This is a genomic window from Microbispora rosea (assembly GCF_044460045.1).
Taxonomy (GTDB): domain Bacteria; phylum Actinomycetota; class Actinomycetes; order Streptosporangiales; family Streptosporangiaceae; genus Microbispora; species Microbispora rosea.
Genome location: NZ_JBITJO010000001.1, coordinates 201,708 through 219,292 on the forward strand (window position 1 = coordinate 201,708; position 17,585 = coordinate 219,292).

A 17,585-nucleotide genomic window follows, 5' to 3' on the forward strand; every position below is an offset into this window, starting at 1 on the left:
GTCAGGCCTCGTCCCGCTGCGTCGACTGGTCGTTGACCCACGGAGTGGAGCCGGCGCCGCCGGCGGGCAGCGCGGAGCCGTTGCCGTTCGCGCGCTCCTTCGGCGTGATGACCGGAGGACGGTCGGACGGCAGACGCTTGCCGTAGCCGGCGTAGGAGGGACGCTTCTCCTTCGGCACGACGGGCGAGAAGATCTCGAGGACCTGCTCCCGGGAGAGCGTCTCCTTCTCCATCAGTTCGAGCACGAGGTTGTCGAGCACGTCGCGGTACTGGACGAGGATTTCCCACGCCTGGTCGTGCGCGCTCTCGATGTAGCGGCGGACCTCCTCGTCGATCGCCGAGGCGATCTGCTCGGAGTAGTCGCGCTCGTGGCCCATCTCACGGCCGAGGAAGACCTCGCCGTTGCCGCTGCCGAACTTGCGGGCGCCGAGCCGCTCGCTCATGCCGTATTCGGTGACCATGCGGCGGGCGATCGAGGTCGCCTTCTCGATGTCGTTGGACGCGCCGGTGGTGGGCTCGTGGAAGACGAGCTCCTCCGCGGTGCGGCCGCCGAGCAGCATGGCGAGCTGGTCGAGCATCTCCGACCGGGTCGCGAGGAACTTGTCCTCCATCGGCAGCGTCATCGTGTAACCGAGGGCGCGGCCGCGGGACAGGATCGTGATCTTGTGGACCGGGTCGGAGTTGGGCAGCGCGTGGGCCACCAGGGCGTGGCCGCCCTCGTGGTAGGCGATGATCTTCTTCTCCTGGTCCGACATGACCCGGGACTTGCGCTCGGGACCGGCCATCACGCGGTCGATCGACTCTTCGAGAGTGTTCATCGTGATGAGCTTCTGGTCCTGCCGGGCGGTCAGCAGGGCCGCCTCGTTGATCACGTTCGCGAGGTCGGCGCCGGTGAAGCCGGGCGTCCTGCGGGCGATCACGTCGAGGTCGACGTCCTGCGCGAACGGCTTGCCGCGGCCGTGGACGCGCAGGATGCCCTTGCGGCCCTCCAGGTCGGGCCGGTCGATGACGACCTGCCGGTCGAAGCGGCCGGGGCGCAGCAGCGCGGGGTCGAGGATGTCGGGGCGGTTGGTCGCGGCGATGAGGATCACGCCGCCCTTGACGTCGAAGCCGTCCATCTCGACGAGGAGCTGGTTCAGGGTCTGCTCGCGCTCGTCGTGGCCGCCGCCGAGGCCCGCGCCGCGGTGCCGGCCGACGGCGTCGATCTCGTCGATGAAGATGATCGCCGGGGCGTTCGCCTTGGCCTGCTCGAACAGGTCGCGGACGCGGGAGGCGCCGACGCCGACGAACATCTCGACGAAGTCGGAACCGGAGATCGAGTAGAACGGCACGCCCGCCTCACCCGCGACGGCTCGGGCGAGCAGGGTCTTGCCGGTGCCGGGCGGGCCGTACAGCAGCACACCCTTGGGGATCTTCGCGCCGATGGCCTGGAACTTCGCCGGCGCCTGGAGGAACTCCTTGATCTCCTGGAGCTCCTCGATGGCCTCATCGGCCCCCGCGACGTCGGCGAAGGTCGTCTTCGGGGTGTCCTTGGTGATGAGCTTCGCCCGCGACTTGCCGAAGTTCATGACCCGGGAGCCGCCGCCCTGCATCTGGTTCATGATGAACAGGAAGATCAGGACGATGATGATGATCGGCAGGAAGCTGACCAGCAGGCTGACGAGGAAGTTCTCCTTCGCCACATCGACCGTCCAGCCCTGGGTGGGCTTGGCCTGCTCGAGCGCCTGCGTGAGCTGGACGCCCTGACCCTCGACCCACAGGGCCTGGATGCGGTCGGTCGTCTTGCCTCCGACCTCGACGGGCCGGTTAAGTGTCAGCTCGACGCGCTGGTCCTTGTCGACCACGGTCGCGCTCTTGACATTGCCCTGCTGAATCTGCTGGACGACCGTCGAGGTGTCGGCGGTGGTGTAGTTGCCGCCGCCGCCGAACATCGTGGTGACGAGCAGGAGAAGCAATACGATGCCCAGGATCCACAGCAGTGGGCCACGTGTAAATCGCTTGAGATCCATCCGTTGCGGAACCCCGGCGGGCCCGTCCCTTCCTGACCAAGGCCTGCCCCGGGAAACCCCGGGGTCGCGGCATCCCTTACCGCTCCTTCTGGCTACCGCGGGACGGCCGACCGGCCTCCCACGGATATCCGAAGGTACACCCGGCAGCCGCGTCGGGTAACTGCCCGAGCGGCTCCGGCTTTGCCTTTCCAACGTACGTCAGCCAACCCCGTGTTCCCCGTCCCGGCGCCCAATAACGCCTGATTCGAGGGTCACTTCGCTAAGGGCTTACTCCCCTCCGTACACATGAGGCGCAAGAGTCCCGATGAAGGGCAGGTTGCGATACCGCTCCGCGTAATCGAGCCCGTACCCGATGACGAACTCGTTGGGGATGTCAAAACCGACGTAACGGACGTCCAACTCGACCTTCACCGCGTCCGGCTTGCGCAGCAGCGTGCAGATCTCCACGGACGCCGGGTTGCGCGACTTCAGGTTGTTCATTAGCCACGAGAGGGTCAAGCCGGAATCGATGATGTCCTCGACCACGAGCACATGCTTGCCGGCGATGTCGGTGTCGAGATCCTTCAGCACCCGCACCACGCCGGACGACACGGTCCCCGCGCCGTACGAGGAAACGGCCATCCAGTCCATCTGCACGGGCACGTGCAGCGCGCGGGCGAGATCGGCCATGACCATGACCGCGCCCTTGAGCACGCCGACGATCAACACTTCCTTACCGGCGTAGTCGGCGTCGACCTGGCCCGCCAGTTCTCTGATCTTCTCCTGTAGCTCCTGCTCGGAGATGAGGACTCGGGAGAGGTCCTTGCCCATGTCGGCTGCGTCCACCTGGGGTTTTCCTTACGCGAGCGAGAGTTTGTCCACGGCGAACACAAGGGTGCCACAGCGCCTGACCACCCCCACCCCCCCGGGTAGGTCCACCCCCTTCTGCCCGTGCCAGCCGGTCACCAGCCGCTCGACCGCCTCGATGTGCACCGCCGCGAGCGCGGCGGCGTGCGCCCCGGCCTCCACGGCTGCCCGCTGGATGACCCGCCGCCGCACCGCCCCCGGCACGTCCGCCAGCACGGACACCTCCAGCTCCCCCGCCGGGCCCCGTGACTGCGCGTGGACGGCGTCCGCCCACGCGTCCAGGGCGTCGGCGTCGTCCCTGCACAGCCGGGCCGTACGGGCGAGCGCGTCGGCGATCCCCGGCCCCAGCGCCGCCTCCAGCGCCGGCAGGGCGTCGCGCCGCACCCTGACCCTGGTGTACGCCGGGTCGTCGTTGTGCGGGTCGTCCCAGGGACGCAGGCCGAGCGCGTCACACGCCTGCCTGGTGCGCGCCCGGCCGAGCCCCAGCAGGGGCCGCCGGTAGATCCCCGAGACCTCCGCCATGCCGGACAGGGACCGCGTGCCGCTGCCGCGGGCCAGGCGCAGCAGCACGGTCTCCGCCTGGTCGTCGCGCGTGTGGCCGAGCAGGACCGCGGCGGCGCCCAGCCGGCCGGCCGCGTCGGACAGCGCGGCGTAGCGGGCCTCCCGCGCCGCGGCCTCGGGGCCTCCGGCCGTGCCGACCGCGACGGTCAGCGCCTCGGCCGGGTCGAGACCGAGCGTGGGCGCGAGCCGTACGAGGTCACTGGCCCGGCCGGCCGAGCCCTCCTGCAGGCCGTGGTCGACGGTGAGCAGCCCGGCGCGCAGGCCGAGGCGCGGGGCGGCGAAGCCGGTGGCCGCCGCCAGCGCCAGCGAGTCGGCGCCGCCGCTGCAGGCCACGAGGACGAGCGCGCCGGACGTCTCCCCCGCCCTCCGAGAGGCGGCGAGGTCCGCGAGCGACAGCCGTACGGCGCGGCGGACGTCGGCGACGGCGGGATGCGGGCCCATGCGGCCATTCTGACGGTGCCGCCCGTGGGCCGGGCAACTTCCCGGCCCGGCGACTGCATGATCACGACAGACGTCGGCCCAGGTCAGCCCGGAGGTGGCCGGTTTATCGCATGATCACGGAGGGATGCGCCGCAGGTCAGAGGGGATCCCTGCGACAAACTACAAGATCACGGCGGTGGGGTGGGGGGTTAGGCGGAGGTGAGGACGCGGGACATCCAGGCGTGGGGGTCGGCGATCTCCCCGCGGTCGGGCAGGGTCTCCGGCGAGGTCCAGACCTTGTTGAACGACTCCATGCCGGCCTCGTCCACGACGGTGCGGACGAAGTGGGAGCCCTCGGCGTACTGCTTCATCTTCAGCTCGATGCCGAGCAGCCGGCGGACGAGCTGGTCGAAGCGCGAGCCGCCCTCGCGGCGGCGCTGGAACTTGGCGCGGATCTCGGCGACCGACGGCACGACGGACGGGCCCACCGCGTCCATGACGTAGTCGCCGTGCCCCTCCACCAGCGTCATCACGGCCGTCACGCGGTCGAGCACGGCCTTCTGCTCGGGCGTCTGGATGGCCTCGATGAGGTTGCCCTCGCCGCCCCTGAAGGCGTCGGCCACGGCGTCGGAGGCGGCGCGCAGGCGCTCCAGCAGGGTCGCCAGGTCCATCTCGGACGCGAGGAGGAACTCGGTCATCTGGCCGCGGACGTACTCCCGGAGCCAGGGGACGCCGGTGAACTGCACCCGGTGGGTCTCCTCGTGCAGGCACACCCACAGCCGGAAGTCGCGGGGGTCGACGCCCAGCTCGCGCTCGGCGTGCACGATGTTGGGCGCCACCAGCGTCAGGCGGCCGGTCGGGGCGTTGCCCGAGGGGTCGGGCGGGAGGAACAGCTCGTACTGCCCGAGCACCCGGGAGGCGAGGAAGGCCAGCACCGCGCCGACCTCGAGCCCGGTGATGCGCGAGCCGACCGCGCCGACAACCGCCGGCATGTTCGACATCTTCTGCGTCAGCGGCTCCAGCACCACGCGGAAGCCGTCCACGTTCGCGCGGATCCACCCGGGACGGTCGACCACGGTCGCCGCCTCGGGCGTCGCCGAGTCGATGCGGGTGAACTCCCGCACGTGCCCCTCGGCGTCCCGCGACAGCCGCCGCAGTTCGAGGACCGCCTGCCTGGCCTCCTCGCGGCTCACCTGAGGGCCGGGCCGCACAAGGCGCACCCCGGTCGCGACGGCCAGATCCCAGTCGATCACCTGCATACCCACCACCGTACGTTCTCCGACTTCTCGCCGCGCATGCAGGCGTGAGGGGGATCGTTAGCTCTGGGAGACGATTGTGGCCATCTTGTCGAGGGCGGTGATCGCCTCCGGCGGATTGGCCACCTGGTCGGCCATGAACGCGAAGGTCAGCAACCGGCCCTCGGATGTGTACGCGATGCCCGCCAGGGTGTTCACCCCGTTCAAAGTGCCCGTCTTGGCGCGCACCAATCCGGCGCCGGCCTTCGAATCGGACTTCTCATATCGATTGTGCAGAGTTCCCGTGAAATGCGCGATCGGCAGACCGCTGATCAGCGAGTGCAGCTCCGGATGGGCGGGGGACGCCGCCACGGACAGGATGTGGGCGAGTGCCGTCGGCGTGATTCTGTTCCTCGTGGACAGCCCGCTGCCGTCGTGGACCTCCACCCCGCCGCCCACGCCGAGACGGGTGAGCACGCGCCCGACCGCCGTGGGCACGCCCTGGAAGGTGTGCGGGAGGCCTTCCTTGATGGCGGCATGACGGGCGAGCGCCTCGGCGAGATCGTTGTCGCTGTGGGTGAGCGTCCGCTCCACGAGCGCGTAGATCGGGCCGGACTCCACCCGGGCCAGCTCCTGCGCGGTGGGCGCAGCCTTCGCGGAGTCGACCCCCTTGCCCACCTTGATGCCGTTCTTCCTGAGCAACGTGGCGAACGCGTCGGCGGTGGCCTGGGCCGGGTCCGGGTAGCGGGCGCCGTTGGCCGCCCGGCCCTCGTCCATCATGAGCGCTGCCACCGGGGCGACGCTGCCCTCAGGGATGTACGTCGGTTTCCAGCCCGGCGCCGTACGCGGTCCGCCGAACAGGGACGCGTCGTACGACAGGTCCACCGAGGTGAGCTTCGCCGCCTTGAGCGCCTTGGCCGTACTCGACGCGAGCCGGGCGAGCGACGCCGGCCGGGGGTAGGTCTCCTCCTGCTCGCGGGCGCTCGTGCCCGGGCCGGCCAGGGTGGGGTCGCCGCCGCCGACCAGGACGATCGATCCGGCGGATGCTCCCCGTACGACCCGGGTGGCCAGGCGGGCGTCCGGCCCCACGGTGGCCAGCACCGTCAGCGCGGTGACGAGCTTGGTGGTCGAGGCCGGGGTGATGGCGGTGCCCGAACGGCCGTCGAAGATCGGCGTTCCCGTCGCGACGTCGAGCACGATCCCCGCCACACTGCCGCCGAGGGCGGGGTCACCCATCGCAGCGGTGAGCCGCGTGGTCAAAGTACCCTTGGCGGGGAGAGCCCCTTCCCCCGCCGCGGCCAGAACAGGACCCGCGGTCACCAGGGGGATCGGGGCCGGCTTCGGAGACGCGACCGGAGCCGGGGTCCTGTCGGCGTCATGGGTGATCAGATACGTGCCCGCGAGGACGACGAAGATCTGCAGCAGGGCGAGGGTGGCCACCACCATCCACCGCTCACGTCGCACCACTACACCCTCATTTCGCGCCGACCTTGACCACGCCTACGAGACATTAACGCCAGCCCGGGAGACCGGGGACTCATGCGGAGGAACGAGTGGAGTTCGACGTTGTCGTTGAGATCCCCAAGGGACAACGGAACAAGTACGAGGTTGACCACAAGACCGGCCGCATACGTCTGGACCGCCTGCTTTTCACGTCTACCCAGTACCCCGCCGACTACGGCTTCATCGAGAACACCCTCGGTGAGGACGGAGACCCGCTCGACGCGCTGGTCCTGCTCCAGGAGCCGACCTTTCCCGGTTGCCTGATCCGCTGCCGCGCCGTCGGGATGTTCCGGATGACTGACGAGAAGGGCGGCGACGACAAGGTCCTTTGCGTTCCGGCGACCGATCCGCGGATGGAGCACATCCGCGACATCCATCACGTCGCCGAGTTCGACCGGCTGGAGATCCAGCACTTCTTCGAGGTCTACAAGGACCTGGAGCCCGGCAAGTCGGTCGAGGGCGCCAACTGGGTCGGCCGCGTCGAGGCCGAGGCCGAGATCGTCGCCAGCATCAAGCGCTTCGAGGAGACCGAGCACCACGACGAGGAGCACTGACTCAGGGAGCGTCCCGCGGATCGTGCCGTAGCGAGGCGCCGCCTGGGCGACCGCGGTAGGCGAAGGATCCAAGGGGCGCGTCCCTAGCCGGGCCGGGTGGCGCCGACCAGATCGTGGCGCCAGATGGGCGAGATGCGCACCACGTCCCCCGTCTGGGGGGCGTGGACCATCATGCCGCGCCCGATGTAGATGCCCACATGGTGGATGTCGCCGGGATTCCGGCTCAGCCGGCCGTAGAAGATGAGGTCGCCGGTGCGCAGTTCCTTAAGCGGGACGTGCTGTCCCGACGTCCACTGCGTGCCGGTCCAGTGATCGAGTGACACCCCGGCCCGCTGCCAGGCCCGCATCGTCAGCCCCGAGCAGTCGAACCCGGACGGGCCTGCGGCGGCCCACACGTACGGCTTGCCGATCTGTTTGAGCGCCCATTGGGCGGCCATCTCGCCGGGCCCCGAGCCGAACCGCCCGGTCCAGGCCGGCGGCTTCAGGCTTATGCGTGCGGGGAGCGCCGTCCGCCTGGCCGACTGGCGGGCCTCGGTCCTCGCCTGTTTCAGCTTGTCGACGCGGTCGCGTGCGGCCTCCAGACGTTTGGAGATGTCCGCTTTCTCCTGCTCGATCTGCTTGGTCTGTTCAAGCTGTTCGTCGACGGCCCGCTGTGCCGCGTCCTTCGCCTGTCGCACCTCGTCGGCGCTGTGCGACTGCTCGGTGTAGGCACGGGCCGCCTGTTCTCGGAGGATCTCGAAGACCTGTTGCGCGTCTTTCAGCCGTTGCAGCGAAGCGGTCTGTTCGTCGCCGAGCTGCGTCAGCATGCTGGCTCTTCGCAGGAAACCGCGCACGTCGCCGATGCCGCCGATCATGGCCGCGGCGGACGGTGACAGCCGCACCGCGCCGTACCCCTCGGCCACCCTCGCGGCCACCTCTCCGCGCAGCCGGTCGACCTGGTCGGACGCCTGGCGGACCCGCCGCGCCGACTGCTCGTACGCGGCACGCGCCTGCTCAAGCTGCACGAGTTGTCCGTTGTACGTCTCCACGAGCCGCTCGGCCTCGGCGTCCAAGTCCTCCCGGCGGGCCTGCGCGCTCGCGAGATCGGCCTCGGCCTTGCCCAGTTCCCGTACGCGCTCCTGCACCTGCTGGCGCGCCTTGGCGACGTCCTTGGCGGACGGCTTCGGATCGGCTCCCGCCGGGGCTCCGAAGGTCAGGACGAGACTTGACCCGAGCCCGGCGACCAGCCCCGATGCTCTGAGGAGTGGCAATTCCTTCCCCTTCCCTGCTCCACTCCCCTCACTTCCCGGCGACTACTCTCCGTACACATTGAAGTTACGCCCAGTAATCAACCTATGTGGTAGGTCGTCCCGTTTAGACAGGGAAAGCCCTTCCAGGCCCTCCGGAGCCTCCGGCCGGGGCGCCGGAGGTGTCACGACGCTCCGGTCCGCGGTCGGAGCCGCCGTCCCGGGTTCCGCCGGGCACGCCCGGCGGGGAGCCGTCCCGGCCGGGACGACCGGGACCCGGACCGTCGCGGTGCGAGCCGTCCGGGGCGGGGCCGCCGGGCCGGACCTGCCGCGGCGGGCCACCGTTTCCGCCGCTCCGTGCCTTTCCACCGCCTCCGGCGCTCTGTGGCCTCCCGCTGCCTCCGGCGCTCCCTGCCTTTCCACCGCCTCCGGCGCTCTGTGGCCTCCAGCCTGTGGATGGCCTCCCGCCTGAGGATTCCCGAGCCTTCCAGGCGCCCTGCGCCTCGTACCGGCCGCCGCTTCCACCGCGCCACGGCGGGACGGACGATGGCCCGCCGTGGCCACCGGAGGGCTTGCGGGAAGGCGCGGCAGCCGGGGGCCAGTCCCTGTGGGGACGGGGATGGTGCTGGTGGTCATGCCAGGGCGGACGGTGTCCCGGCCAATGCGCGGGAGGCGGTCCGCCCCGGGGCGGCCAGCCAGGGCCCGGGCCGCCGGAACCGTGTCCGCCGGAGCCGTGTCCACCGGAACCCGGCCAACCGGAGCCCGGCCAACCGGAACCGGGCCCACCGGAGCCCGGCCAACCGGAACCGGGCCCACCGGAGCCCGGCCCGCCGGAGCCCGGCCCGCCGGAGCCGGAGCCGCCGGGGGTGGGCTGCTCCCCCGGCCCGGTGCCGGGGGTGCCGGGAGTGCCGGGAGTGATGGTGGGCTCGGGCGTCGGGCCGGACGGTGAGACGCCCGGGCCCTGCGAGGAGCCTGTGGGGTGCGCGGACGGGTTCCCGTGCGGCGCGGGCCGGTGCGGCCGGACGGCGGAGGGCGGCACGGGAGCGGGCAGCGGCGCCGGGCGCGGCAGGGCGACCGGCCGCGCGGGAGCCACGGGCACGATCGGCTCGGCCAGGTCCGGGGAGACCGGAGGCGCGGGCGAGCGCCCGTCGTCCCCGTCGTCCTCGTCCGGCGTCCCCTCGGGGGAGGCGGTGCCGCCGGACGGGCCGGCCGGGGCCTCCGCCGTGGGGAGCCGGAGCGAGCCGATCGTGTCGGCGGCCTGCTCACGCAGGTCGCCGGCGAACTGGGCGAACACGAGCGCGATCGTCGCCACCGCCGCGAGGGCGGCCACGGCGCCCGCCACCGCCTGCGCCAGCCTGCCCTCGCGGCGGCCGGCTCTCGGGAAGCCCGCGGCGCTGAGCCCGCCGACGCGCTTGGCGACGTACCGCCGATAGGGGACGAGTTCGGGGTCGATGAAGCTGCTGAGCACCCGCACCCGCAGGGTCTCGGGGAGGGCGATCTGCGGGAGCAGGCCGAACACCTTGGCCGGGGAGACCTGCCGGACGCGCTGCTGCGCGCAGGTCTCGCACCGCGCGAGATGCCGGATGAGCTGGATCCGCGTCTGCGGGGTGAGCTCTCCCGTGAACCCGGCGAGGATGTCGGACGCCCGCGCGCAGTCGTGCGTGGCACGCCTGGCCAGGATCTCGACGGTCACCGTCTCACGCAGGCGTTCCGTGGCCGCGTCGAGGAGCGCCTCGGCATACCGCTCGCCGGTGCCGAGCACGGCGGCCAGATCACGGCCGGTCATCCCGTGCCGGGCCACGAGTTCGAGCACCTCCCGGTCCTCGACCGACAGCGCGCCCACGGCGCTGCTCGCGACGAGACGCAGGTCGGCCTCGGCGCCTTCGGCCGTGACGCCGGGGAATGGCACGGTCGCGACGGGGAGCGGCCCGGTGTCCTCCGGCACGCCCTCCTCGCCCGGCGTCCGGCGGCGCATGCACTCGCCGCGGGCCAGGGCGTACAGCCAGGGACGGAACCTGTCCGTGTCGGCCAGCGAGCCGACAAGGGCCTCCGCGGCGATCAGCGTGTCGCGCAGGGCGACCTGGGCGGCGTCGGGCCCGGCCAGCAACGTGCGGCAGTACCGGTAGAGATTGCCCGCATATGTGTCATAAAGGGCGGCCAGCGCTCCCGGATCCCGGGCCTGCAACGCCTCGACCAGGACGCCATCATTCATATAACTGAGAGTAAATGCTCAGTAACTCCCCGCTCCACCCGTTCTTGCGAAGTCACACACCTACATCGTCAGCTTTTACACTCTGCCATCCGGTTCATTTGCCGGACTTCGCCGTTCTATTGCATGACTAATCGCGAAAAAACCGGCCCGTGGCACAAGACGCCGTACGGGCGCCTCTCACTCGCGCACGGCCATTCCCGCCTCGGCGCAGCCGCGCGTGAGCGCGTCGAGGCCGAAGGCGTCCACGGGCCCCAGGGCGCCGGTGCCGTGCACACCCTTCGCCAGCGCCGTCGTCGCCGCCCAGGCCAGCACGCCGGCCGTGAACTCGTACGGATCGCCTCCGACCAGGTGGACTGCGGCCAGGCGGCGGCCTCCCGCGTCGTACGCCTCGGCGACGACGCTCGACGACACGCCCGCTCCGGCGGGAGCCGGGGCGGCGCTCCCGCCCGTACGGAGCACCCGATCGGCCAGCGCCTCGGTCGCCCGGCGGATCCCGGGCAGCGCGGCGATGACGGGCGTCGCCTTGGCCAGCACACCCGCGACCCTGGTCAGCCCGCCCAACCAGCCGAGGTAGACGTTCACCTCGCGCAGACCGGGATGCGCGGGCGGCAGCGTGAAGTGCTCGGAGGCCCCGATGGCCAGGCCGTGCCGCACACGGCCGTCCACGAGGAACCTGCGGGTGCGGCCGTGCTCGGGGACGATCCGGCCCTCACGGAAGCCGTACATCGGTTCGAGGACCATTCCCAGCGCCGAGGCGCGGGTCCCGGCGCTCGCGCGCCGCGCCGCGCCGCTGCCCTCCACGAAGTAGCCGACGTCCACGCGTACGGCTCCCGCCCCGGCCTTGCGCAGGGCCAGGGCCGCGGCGAGGTTGCCGGGAACGTAGTCGTATCCGAAGGCGGTGACCAGGGCCGCGCCCCTGGCCGCCGCGGCGGGACCGTACCGCTGGAAGATCCGCTTGACGAACGTCGGCTCTCCGGTGGTGTCGAGGTAGATCGCGCCCGTCTCGGTCGCGGCGGCGACCGCGGCCTCCCCCCGCCGGACGAACGGGCCGACGGTCGAGATCAGCACGTCTCCCGGCGCGACGATCTTTCGTACGGACTCGGGGCGGCCGACGTCGGCGACCGCGATGGACAGGTCTCCACCCAGCGCGTCGGCGAGAGCGGCGAGCCGCGTCTGGTCCCGCCCGGCCAGCAGCGGCCGGGCCCCGCGCGCGGCGAGCGCCTCGGCGGTGAGCCTGCCGGTGAAGCCGGTGGCTCCGAACAGCACGATCCTGGGGGTGGCCATCCCGCTACGGTAACCCGCCTGTCCGCTCAAGATCGGCAGTGGGCCGCTCACTGGCGCCGGTCGTTGGGCGGCGGATACCCGCGGTCCTTCGCGAACGGCTCCGTCGTCGGCGCGACCGTGTGCAGCGGAACGGCTCCCGCCTGGGCCAGGTCCTCGTATGTCTTGGCGGTCGAGCCCCAGGTCGTGGCCTGCACGTCGGTCGCGCCCGCCGATCCGCGCACACCCTCGACGGTGATGACGAACCTGCGCTTGCCCCCCGGCCGCACGTCGTCCACGTACGACGTGGCCCCGCCGACGAGCTTGCCCGCCGTGTCACGCAGCAGGGCCGTGACGGCGAGGGCGGAGGCGGGCTTGCGGAACGGGTTGAGCACGTAGCCGGTGACGAGATAGGACCCGTTCGTCAGCTTGTCCGTGCGGACGTCCGAGATCGGAAATTTAAGGAACGCCGACGGGATGCGCGGGATGGACCGCCACGAGGCGGGACGATAGTCGATCTTCACGCGGACCGGCTGGGCGGGGCTCGCGGCCTGGCCGCTGAAGGCCAGCGGGCGGCCGGGCGGCACCGCGTCCAGCGGCTGCTCCAGGTGGACGACCTCCTTGCCGGCGGCGTCCACGGCCGTGATCACGGCGATGGCGTTCTCCCCGAAGTGCCAGCGGTTCGGGTTGCTCAGCACCCCCGCCCAGGTCACCGCGTACCCGGCCCCCGAGCGCACGATCGAGGACACCTGCTCCTTGAGGGCCAGCGGCTGCGGGCCCTCCTGCTTGTCTTCCCTCGCGCACGACGCCATCGCCAGAGCGGCGAGGGCGAGTGCGACGGTCATGTGGCAACGTCGCGTCACTTAGCCGTCATAACCGCTGAATGGGACGTCGCCTCCGGGACACGCGCGCCCCCGCCGGTATCTTTACCGGCCGTCTATCGCGGGCGGACCACGCGTGTCTCGTCCCGGACCGGCCACGACGCCGCGCCCTCTCCGCTCCTCTTCCCCCCGCGAGCCCATCGAAGTGCGGTGGGGAAGTATGGAAGCGGGGACATGCGGAAACCGGCCGAGGAGGAACGGGGAGGACACGGTGGATCTCGGGGAACTGGGGTCGTTCCTGAGGTCGCGCAGGGACCGGCTGCGCCCGGAGGCCGTCGGCCTGCCGGGCGGCGGCCGGCGAAGGGTGCCCGGCCTGCGCAGGGACGAGGTGGCGGAGCTGGCGAGCCTGTCCGCCGACTACTACACGGAGCTGGAGCAGGGGCGCGGCCAGACCCCGTCGGAGCCGGTCGTGCACGCCCTGGCCCGCGCGCTGCGCCTGGGCCCGGACGAGACCGCCCACCTGTTCCACCTGGCGGGCCATCCGGCGCCGTTCGGGGCCGAGCCCGTGCAGATGCAGTCGGCGCTGCAGCAGCTCATGACGCGGCTCGAGAACACACCCGCGATGGTGATCACCGACATCCACGAGGTGGTGGTGCAGAACCACACCGCGCAGGTCCTCGTCGGCCCGCAGGCGGGGCTGACCGGAATTCGGGCCAGCTTCCTCTACCACTGGTTCACCGTCCCGGCCACCCGCGACCTCTATCCCCCGGAGGACCACGACTACCACTCCCGGCTGCTCGTCTCCGATCTGCGCGCCGCGGTCGCTCGTCGTGGCCCGACGGACGCCGTCAGCCGCGAGTTGGTCGGCCACCTGCTGGACGCCAGCGACGAGTTCGCCGGGCTGTGGCGGGCGCACGAGGTCAAGGTCCGCCACGAGGAGTACAAGCGGGTCGTGAACCCGGTGCTCGGCACCCTCAAGGTCACCTGCAACAGCATCGTCACCGCCGACGCCGCCCAGCGGCTGCTCTGGTTCGTCCCCGACGACGCCGGCGTCGTGCCGAGACTGCGCTCGCTCGACCCCGCCGACGTCTGGCGCGACACGCCCGGGCCGGCGTTCGGGCTGGCCGGAACCTGGGGTTGAGCACCCCTGGCAGCACCGGAGCATGCCCAGCACGCTGGTGAAGGCGGCGCGGGGGCGTCAGCCGTGCAGACGGAGGAAACATGCGTGCAGCACTCGCCAGCGGGGTCGGCGCCCCGCTGTCCCTGATCGAACGTGAGATCCCGGAGCCGGGCCCGGGCGAGGTCCTGGTGAAGATCACCGCCTGCGGCGTGTGCTTCACGGACTTCAACCTGCTCCGCGGGCACTTCCCGTTCGCCCGCTTCCCGATCGTGCCCGGCCATGAGATCACCGGCACGGTCGCGGCGCTCGGCAGCGGCGTCACCGGCCTGTCCGTGGGCGACGCGGTCGGGGCCCAGTTCTTGTACGACTCCTGTGGCCATTGCGACTACTGCGTGTCCGGCGACCAGATCCTCTGCCCGGCCAAGCGCATCACCGGCGTCACGGCCGACGGCGGCTATGCCGAGTACGGCCTGTTCAAGGGCGGATATGTGACCCCGCTCCCGGCCGGGCTCGACCCGGTGGCCGCGGCGCCGCTGATGTGCGCGGGCCTCACCGCGTTCAACGGCCTGCGCCGGGCCGGGGCCACCGCGAGCTCCCGGGTGGCGATCATCGGCGCCGGCGGCATCGGCGCCCTCGCCGTCCAGTACGCCGTCGCCATGGGCGCCCGGGTCGCCGTGATCGGCCGGTCGGCCACGGGCGAGGGGACCGCCAAGGAACTCGGCGCGGAGATGTACGTGGCCAGCCGGGACACCGACCCGGCCGCCGCCCTCAAGGCGTGGGGCGGCGGCGCTGACGTCATCCTGAACGCCGCACCTTCAAACGAGGCCGCCTCCGCCGTCCTCACCGGGCTCGCCCCCGACGGCACGATGGTGCTCTGCGGCTACGACAACACCCCGCTCACCCTCAGCGCCCAGCCGATGGTCCTCAACCGGCTGCACGTCATGGCCTCTCCGTCCGGATCGCCCCACGATCTGCGCGACACGCTGGCCTTCTCCGCCCAGCACCGCATCCTGCCCAAGGTCACGCCGATCGGCCTCGACGAGGCACCAGCGGTTCTCGACGCCATGGGCGGCGGGTCCGGCGGCGGCCGCCGCGTCATCACTTTCGCGTGACTCGTAAGGAATATCGATGAGCAAGACCATCCTGATCACCGGGGCGAGCTCCGGATTCGGCGCGCTGTCCGCGCGCGCCCTGGCCCGGGCCGGGCACACCGTGTACGCGGCCATGCGCGCCACCACCGGCCGCAACGCCCAGCACGTCGCCGAGGCGGCCGGCTACGCCAAGGAACTCGGCGTGGACCTGCGCACCGTCGAGCTGGACGTGCTCTCGCAGGAGTCGGTGAACGCCGCGGTCGCGACCGTCCTGGCCGAGACGGGCGCCATCGACGTGGTCGTGCACAACGCCGGCCACATGGTGCTCGGCCCCGCCGAGGCGTTCACCCCCGAGGAGCTCGCCGCCGTCTACGACACGAACGTGCTGGGCAGCCAGCGGCTCAACCGGGCGGTCCTGCCGCACATGCGCGAGCGGCGGCAGGGCCTGCTGCTGTGGATCGGCTCCAGCTCCACCAGGGGCGGCACCCCGCCGTACCTCGCGCCCTACTTCGCCGCCAAGGCGGCGGCCGACGCCCTCGCGGTGTCGTACGCGGCCGAGCTGGCCCGCTTCGACATCGAGACCACCATCGTCATCCCCGGCGCGTTCACCTCGGGCACGAACCACTTCGCCAACGCCGGACACCCGGCCGAGCAGACGGTGCTCGCGGCCTACGAGGAGCGGTACGGCGCGCTGATGGAGCAGGTGGGCGAACGGCTGGCCGCGCTGCAGCCGCCCGGCGCCGACGTGTCCCTGGTCGCCGACGCCGTCGTCCAGGTCGTGGACACCCCGCACGGCACGCGGCCCTTCCGGGTGCACGTGGATCCGCTCGACGACGGGTCGGCCGAGGTGAGCGAGGTCGCCGACCGCATCCGCGCCCGCTTCCTCACCCGCATCGGACTGGCGGACCTGCTCGGTCCGCACAGCGCCACCTGAACCGACGCCTGACCCTGTCGAGAAGACGCGGCTACCGCGGGCGGACCACGCGTGTCTCGTCCCAGACCGGCTCCGGCGACTCGTACACCCGCCCGTCGGAGCCGAAGACCAGGTAGCGGTCGAAGTCGGCCGCGAACCAGCGGTCGTGCGTCACCGCCAGCACGGTGCCCGCGAAGGCGTCCAGGCCCTGTTGCAGGGCCTCGGCGCTGGCCAGGTCGAGGTTGTCGGTCGGCTCGTCGAGCAGCAGCAGCGTGGCGCCCGACAGTTCGAGCAGCAGGATCTGCAGGCGGGCCTGCTGGCCGCCCGACAGCGTCTCGAACCGCTGCTCGGCGACCCGGCCGGCGAGCTCGTAGCGGGCCAGGGCCTTCATCGCCTCGTTCTTCAGCCGGGCGTGCTCGGTCATGACGATCTCACAGGGCGTACGGCCGAGCAGTTCGGGCCGGGCGTGGGTCTGCGCGAAGTGCCCGGGGACCACCCGCGCGCCGAGCCGCATCGCGCCCGAATGACGCACGTCCTCCCCGGCCAGCAGCCGCAGGAAGTGCGACTTGCCGGACCCGTTCGAGCCGAGCACGGCGACCCGCTCGCCGTACCAGACCTCCAGGTCGAAGGGCTTCATGAGGCCGGTCAGCTCCAGGCCCTCGCACATCACCGCGCGCTTGCCGGTGCGTCCGCCGCGCAGCCGCATGCTGATGACCTGGTCCTTCGCCGAGAGCTCCGGCGGCCCGGCCTCCTCGAACCGGCGCAGCCGGGTCTGCGCGGCGTGATAGGCGGAGCTCATGCCGTCGTTGTAGGTGGCCTTCTGCTTGAGCATGACCACCAGGCGCCTGAGCTTGGCGTGCTCCTCGTCCCAGCGCCTGCGCAGCTCGTCGAGCCGCTCGTTGCGCTCCCGCCGCGCCTCGGCGTACGTCGCGAAGCCGCCGCCGTGGATCCAGACGTTGCCTGACTCGACCGTGACGATCCGGTCGGCGGCGTTGGCAAGCAGTTGCCGGTCGTGGGAGACCAGCAGCACGGTCTTCGGCGTCTCGCGCAGCGCCGTCTCCAGCCACACCTTGCCCGGCACGTCGAGGTAGTTGTCCGGCTCGTCGAGCAGCAGCACCTGGTCGGGCCCGCGCAGCAGGGCCTCCAGCACCAGCCTCTTCTGCTCGCCGCCCGACAGCGTGGCGACCTCGCGATACTTCACCCGGTCGTACGGCGTGCCGAGTGCGGCCATCGCGCAGGCGTCCCAGAGCACCTCGATGTCGTAGCCCCCGGCGTCGGTGTAGTCGGTGATCGCCTGGGCGTACCGCATCTGGGTCTTCTCGTCGTCCCGCTCCATCATCACCAGCTCGGCGGCGTCGAGCCGTTCCGCCGCCGTCCTGACCCGTTCCGGCGCGACGCTGAGCAGCAGGTCCTGGACCGTACGGCCGTCCCTGATGTTGCCGACGAACTGCCGCATCACGCCGAGCCCGCCCGAATGGGCCACCGAGCCCTCGACCGGCTGGAGATCGCCCGCGATCATCCGCAGCAGGGTCGTCTTGCCCGCGCCGTTCGGGCCGACCAGGGCCGCCTTGACGCCCTCCCCCACCCGGAACGAGATGTCGTTCAGCAGCATCCTGCCGTCCGGCAGCACATGCGTCAGATGCCCGACCTCGACATGCCCCACCGCGGATCTCCTGCTCGGATGTGTTCGTGCGCTTCCCGCGCAGGCTACTCACCACATCTACACGCGGCATCTCTTTTTCGCCGGCCACGCCGTCGAGACACTCTTCGGGCGGAGCCACCGAGGAACGGCCGGAAGGAACGGTTCGGGACCAA

Annotated in this window: 14 protein-coding genes; 4 read left to right on the forward strand and 10 right to left on the reverse strand. The window is 71.5% G+C overall.

Features of this window, described 5'->3' with window-relative positions; translation table 11 throughout:
• Position 1: 1 nt before the first annotated feature.
• The 5 genes from ftsH to dacB form a co-directional block, all read right to left on the reverse strand.
• The gene (gene ftsH / locus ACIBK1_RS00940) at positions 2–2,008 is read right to left on the reverse strand and encodes an ATP-dependent zinc metalloprotease FtsH (protein WP_076439115.1); all 2,007 of its coding nucleotides are present in this window, start codon (positions 2,006–2,008) and stop codon (positions 2–4) included.
• Positions 2,009–2,275: 267 nt separating this feature from the next.
• Positions 2,276–2,833: a hypoxanthine phosphoribosyltransferase gene (hpt, locus tag ACIBK1_RS00945; RefSeq protein WP_051761693.1), complete on the reverse strand. Its 558-nt coding sequence runs from the start codon at positions 2,831–2,833 to the stop codon at positions 2,276–2,278.
• A gap of 12 nt (positions 2,834–2,845) precedes the next feature.
• Positions 2,846–3,856, reverse strand: a complete 1,011-nt coding sequence (gene tilS, locus ACIBK1_RS00950) for a tRNA lysidine(34) synthetase TilS (protein WP_396731339.1) — start codon at positions 3,854–3,856, stop codon at positions 2,846–2,848.
• Between the two features lie 188 nt (positions 3,857–4,044).
• Positions 4,045–5,094 carry a zinc-dependent metalloprotease gene (locus ACIBK1_RS00955; RefSeq protein ID WP_030507950.1) on the reverse strand — a complete coding sequence of 350 codons (1,050 nt, stop codon included), beginning with the start codon at positions 5,092–5,094 and terminating at the stop codon, positions 4,045–4,047.
• Positions 5,095–5,151: 57 nt separating this feature from the next.
• Positions 5,152–6,537: a D-alanyl-D-alanine carboxypeptidase/D-alanyl-D-alanine endopeptidase gene (gene dacB / locus ACIBK1_RS00960; protein WP_396731342.1), complete on the reverse strand. Its 1,386-nt coding sequence runs from the start codon at positions 6,535–6,537 to the stop codon at positions 5,152–5,154.
• Positions 6,538–6,623: 86 nt separating this feature from the next.
• Between dacB and ACIBK1_RS00965 the strand changes: the two genes are divergently transcribed.
• Entirely contained in the window at positions 6,624–7,127 is a 504-nt protein-coding gene (locus ACIBK1_RS00965) for an inorganic diphosphatase (RefSeq protein WP_030507948.1), read from the forward strand.
• A gap of 83 nt (positions 7,128–7,210) precedes the next feature.
• On the opposite strand, the gene ACIBK1_RS00970 is transcribed toward ACIBK1_RS00965, so the two are convergent.
• The 4 genes from ACIBK1_RS00970 to ACIBK1_RS00985 all read right to left on the reverse strand — a co-directional run bounded on the left by ACIBK1_RS00970 (position 7,211) and on the right by ACIBK1_RS00985 (position 12,670).
• Positions 7,211–8,377 carry a C40 family peptidase gene (locus ACIBK1_RS00970; RefSeq protein ID WP_051761691.1) on the reverse strand — a complete coding sequence of 389 codons (1,167 nt, stop codon included), beginning with the start codon at positions 8,375–8,377 and terminating at the stop codon, positions 7,211–7,213.
• Positions 8,378–8,480: 103 nt separating this feature from the next.
• Complete coding sequence (locus tag ACIBK1_RS00975; RefSeq protein WP_396731345.1) at positions 8,481–10,565, reverse strand: hypothetical protein; 2,085 nt, start codon at positions 10,563–10,565, stop codon at positions 8,481–8,483.
• A 177-nt stretch (positions 10,566–10,742) separates the two neighbouring features.
• A complete protein-coding gene (locus tag ACIBK1_RS00980) occupies positions 10,743–11,849 on the reverse strand; it encodes a saccharopine dehydrogenase NADP-binding domain-containing protein (RefSeq protein ID WP_030507945.1) in 1,107 nt (368 codons plus the stop codon).
• A 47-nt stretch (positions 11,850–11,896) separates the two neighbouring features.
• Positions 11,897–12,670, reverse strand: a complete 774-nt coding sequence (locus ACIBK1_RS00985; RefSeq protein ID WP_076439127.1) for an FxLYD domain-containing protein — start codon at positions 12,668–12,670, stop codon at positions 11,897–11,899.
• A 247-nt stretch (positions 12,671–12,917) separates the two neighbouring features.
• Between ACIBK1_RS00985 and ACIBK1_RS00990 the strand changes: the two genes are divergently transcribed.
• The 3 genes from ACIBK1_RS00990 to ACIBK1_RS01000 all read left to right on the forward strand — a co-directional run bounded on the left by ACIBK1_RS00990 (position 12,918) and on the right by ACIBK1_RS01000 (position 15,791).
• The gene (locus ACIBK1_RS00990) at positions 12,918–13,787 is read left to right on the forward strand and encodes a helix-turn-helix transcriptional regulator (RefSeq protein WP_396731348.1); all 870 of its coding nucleotides are present in this window, start codon (positions 12,918–12,920) and stop codon (positions 13,785–13,787) included.
• 80 nt (positions 13,788–13,867) lie between these two features.
• Positions 13,868–14,878 carry an alcohol dehydrogenase catalytic domain-containing protein gene (locus ACIBK1_RS00995; RefSeq protein ID WP_396731350.1) on the forward strand — a complete coding sequence of 337 codons (1,011 nt, stop codon included), beginning with the start codon at positions 13,868–13,870 and terminating at the stop codon, positions 14,876–14,878.
• A 16-nt stretch (positions 14,879–14,894) separates the two neighbouring features.
• Positions 14,895–15,791, forward strand: coding sequence for an SDR family NAD(P)-dependent oxidoreductase (locus ACIBK1_RS01000; RefSeq protein ID WP_396731353.1), 897 nt, complete (start codon positions 14,895–14,897; stop codon positions 15,789–15,791).
• Between the two features lie 31 nt (positions 15,792–15,822).
• Here ACIBK1_RS01000 and ACIBK1_RS01005 read toward each other — a convergent pair whose 3' ends face one another.
• Positions 15,823–17,433 (reverse strand): ABC-F family ATP-binding cassette domain-containing protein, encoded by a 1,611-nt coding sequence (locus ACIBK1_RS01005; protein WP_030507940.1) that lies wholly within the window; start codon positions 17,431–17,433, stop codon positions 15,823–15,825.
• Positions 17,434–17,585: the final 152 nt, after the last annotated feature.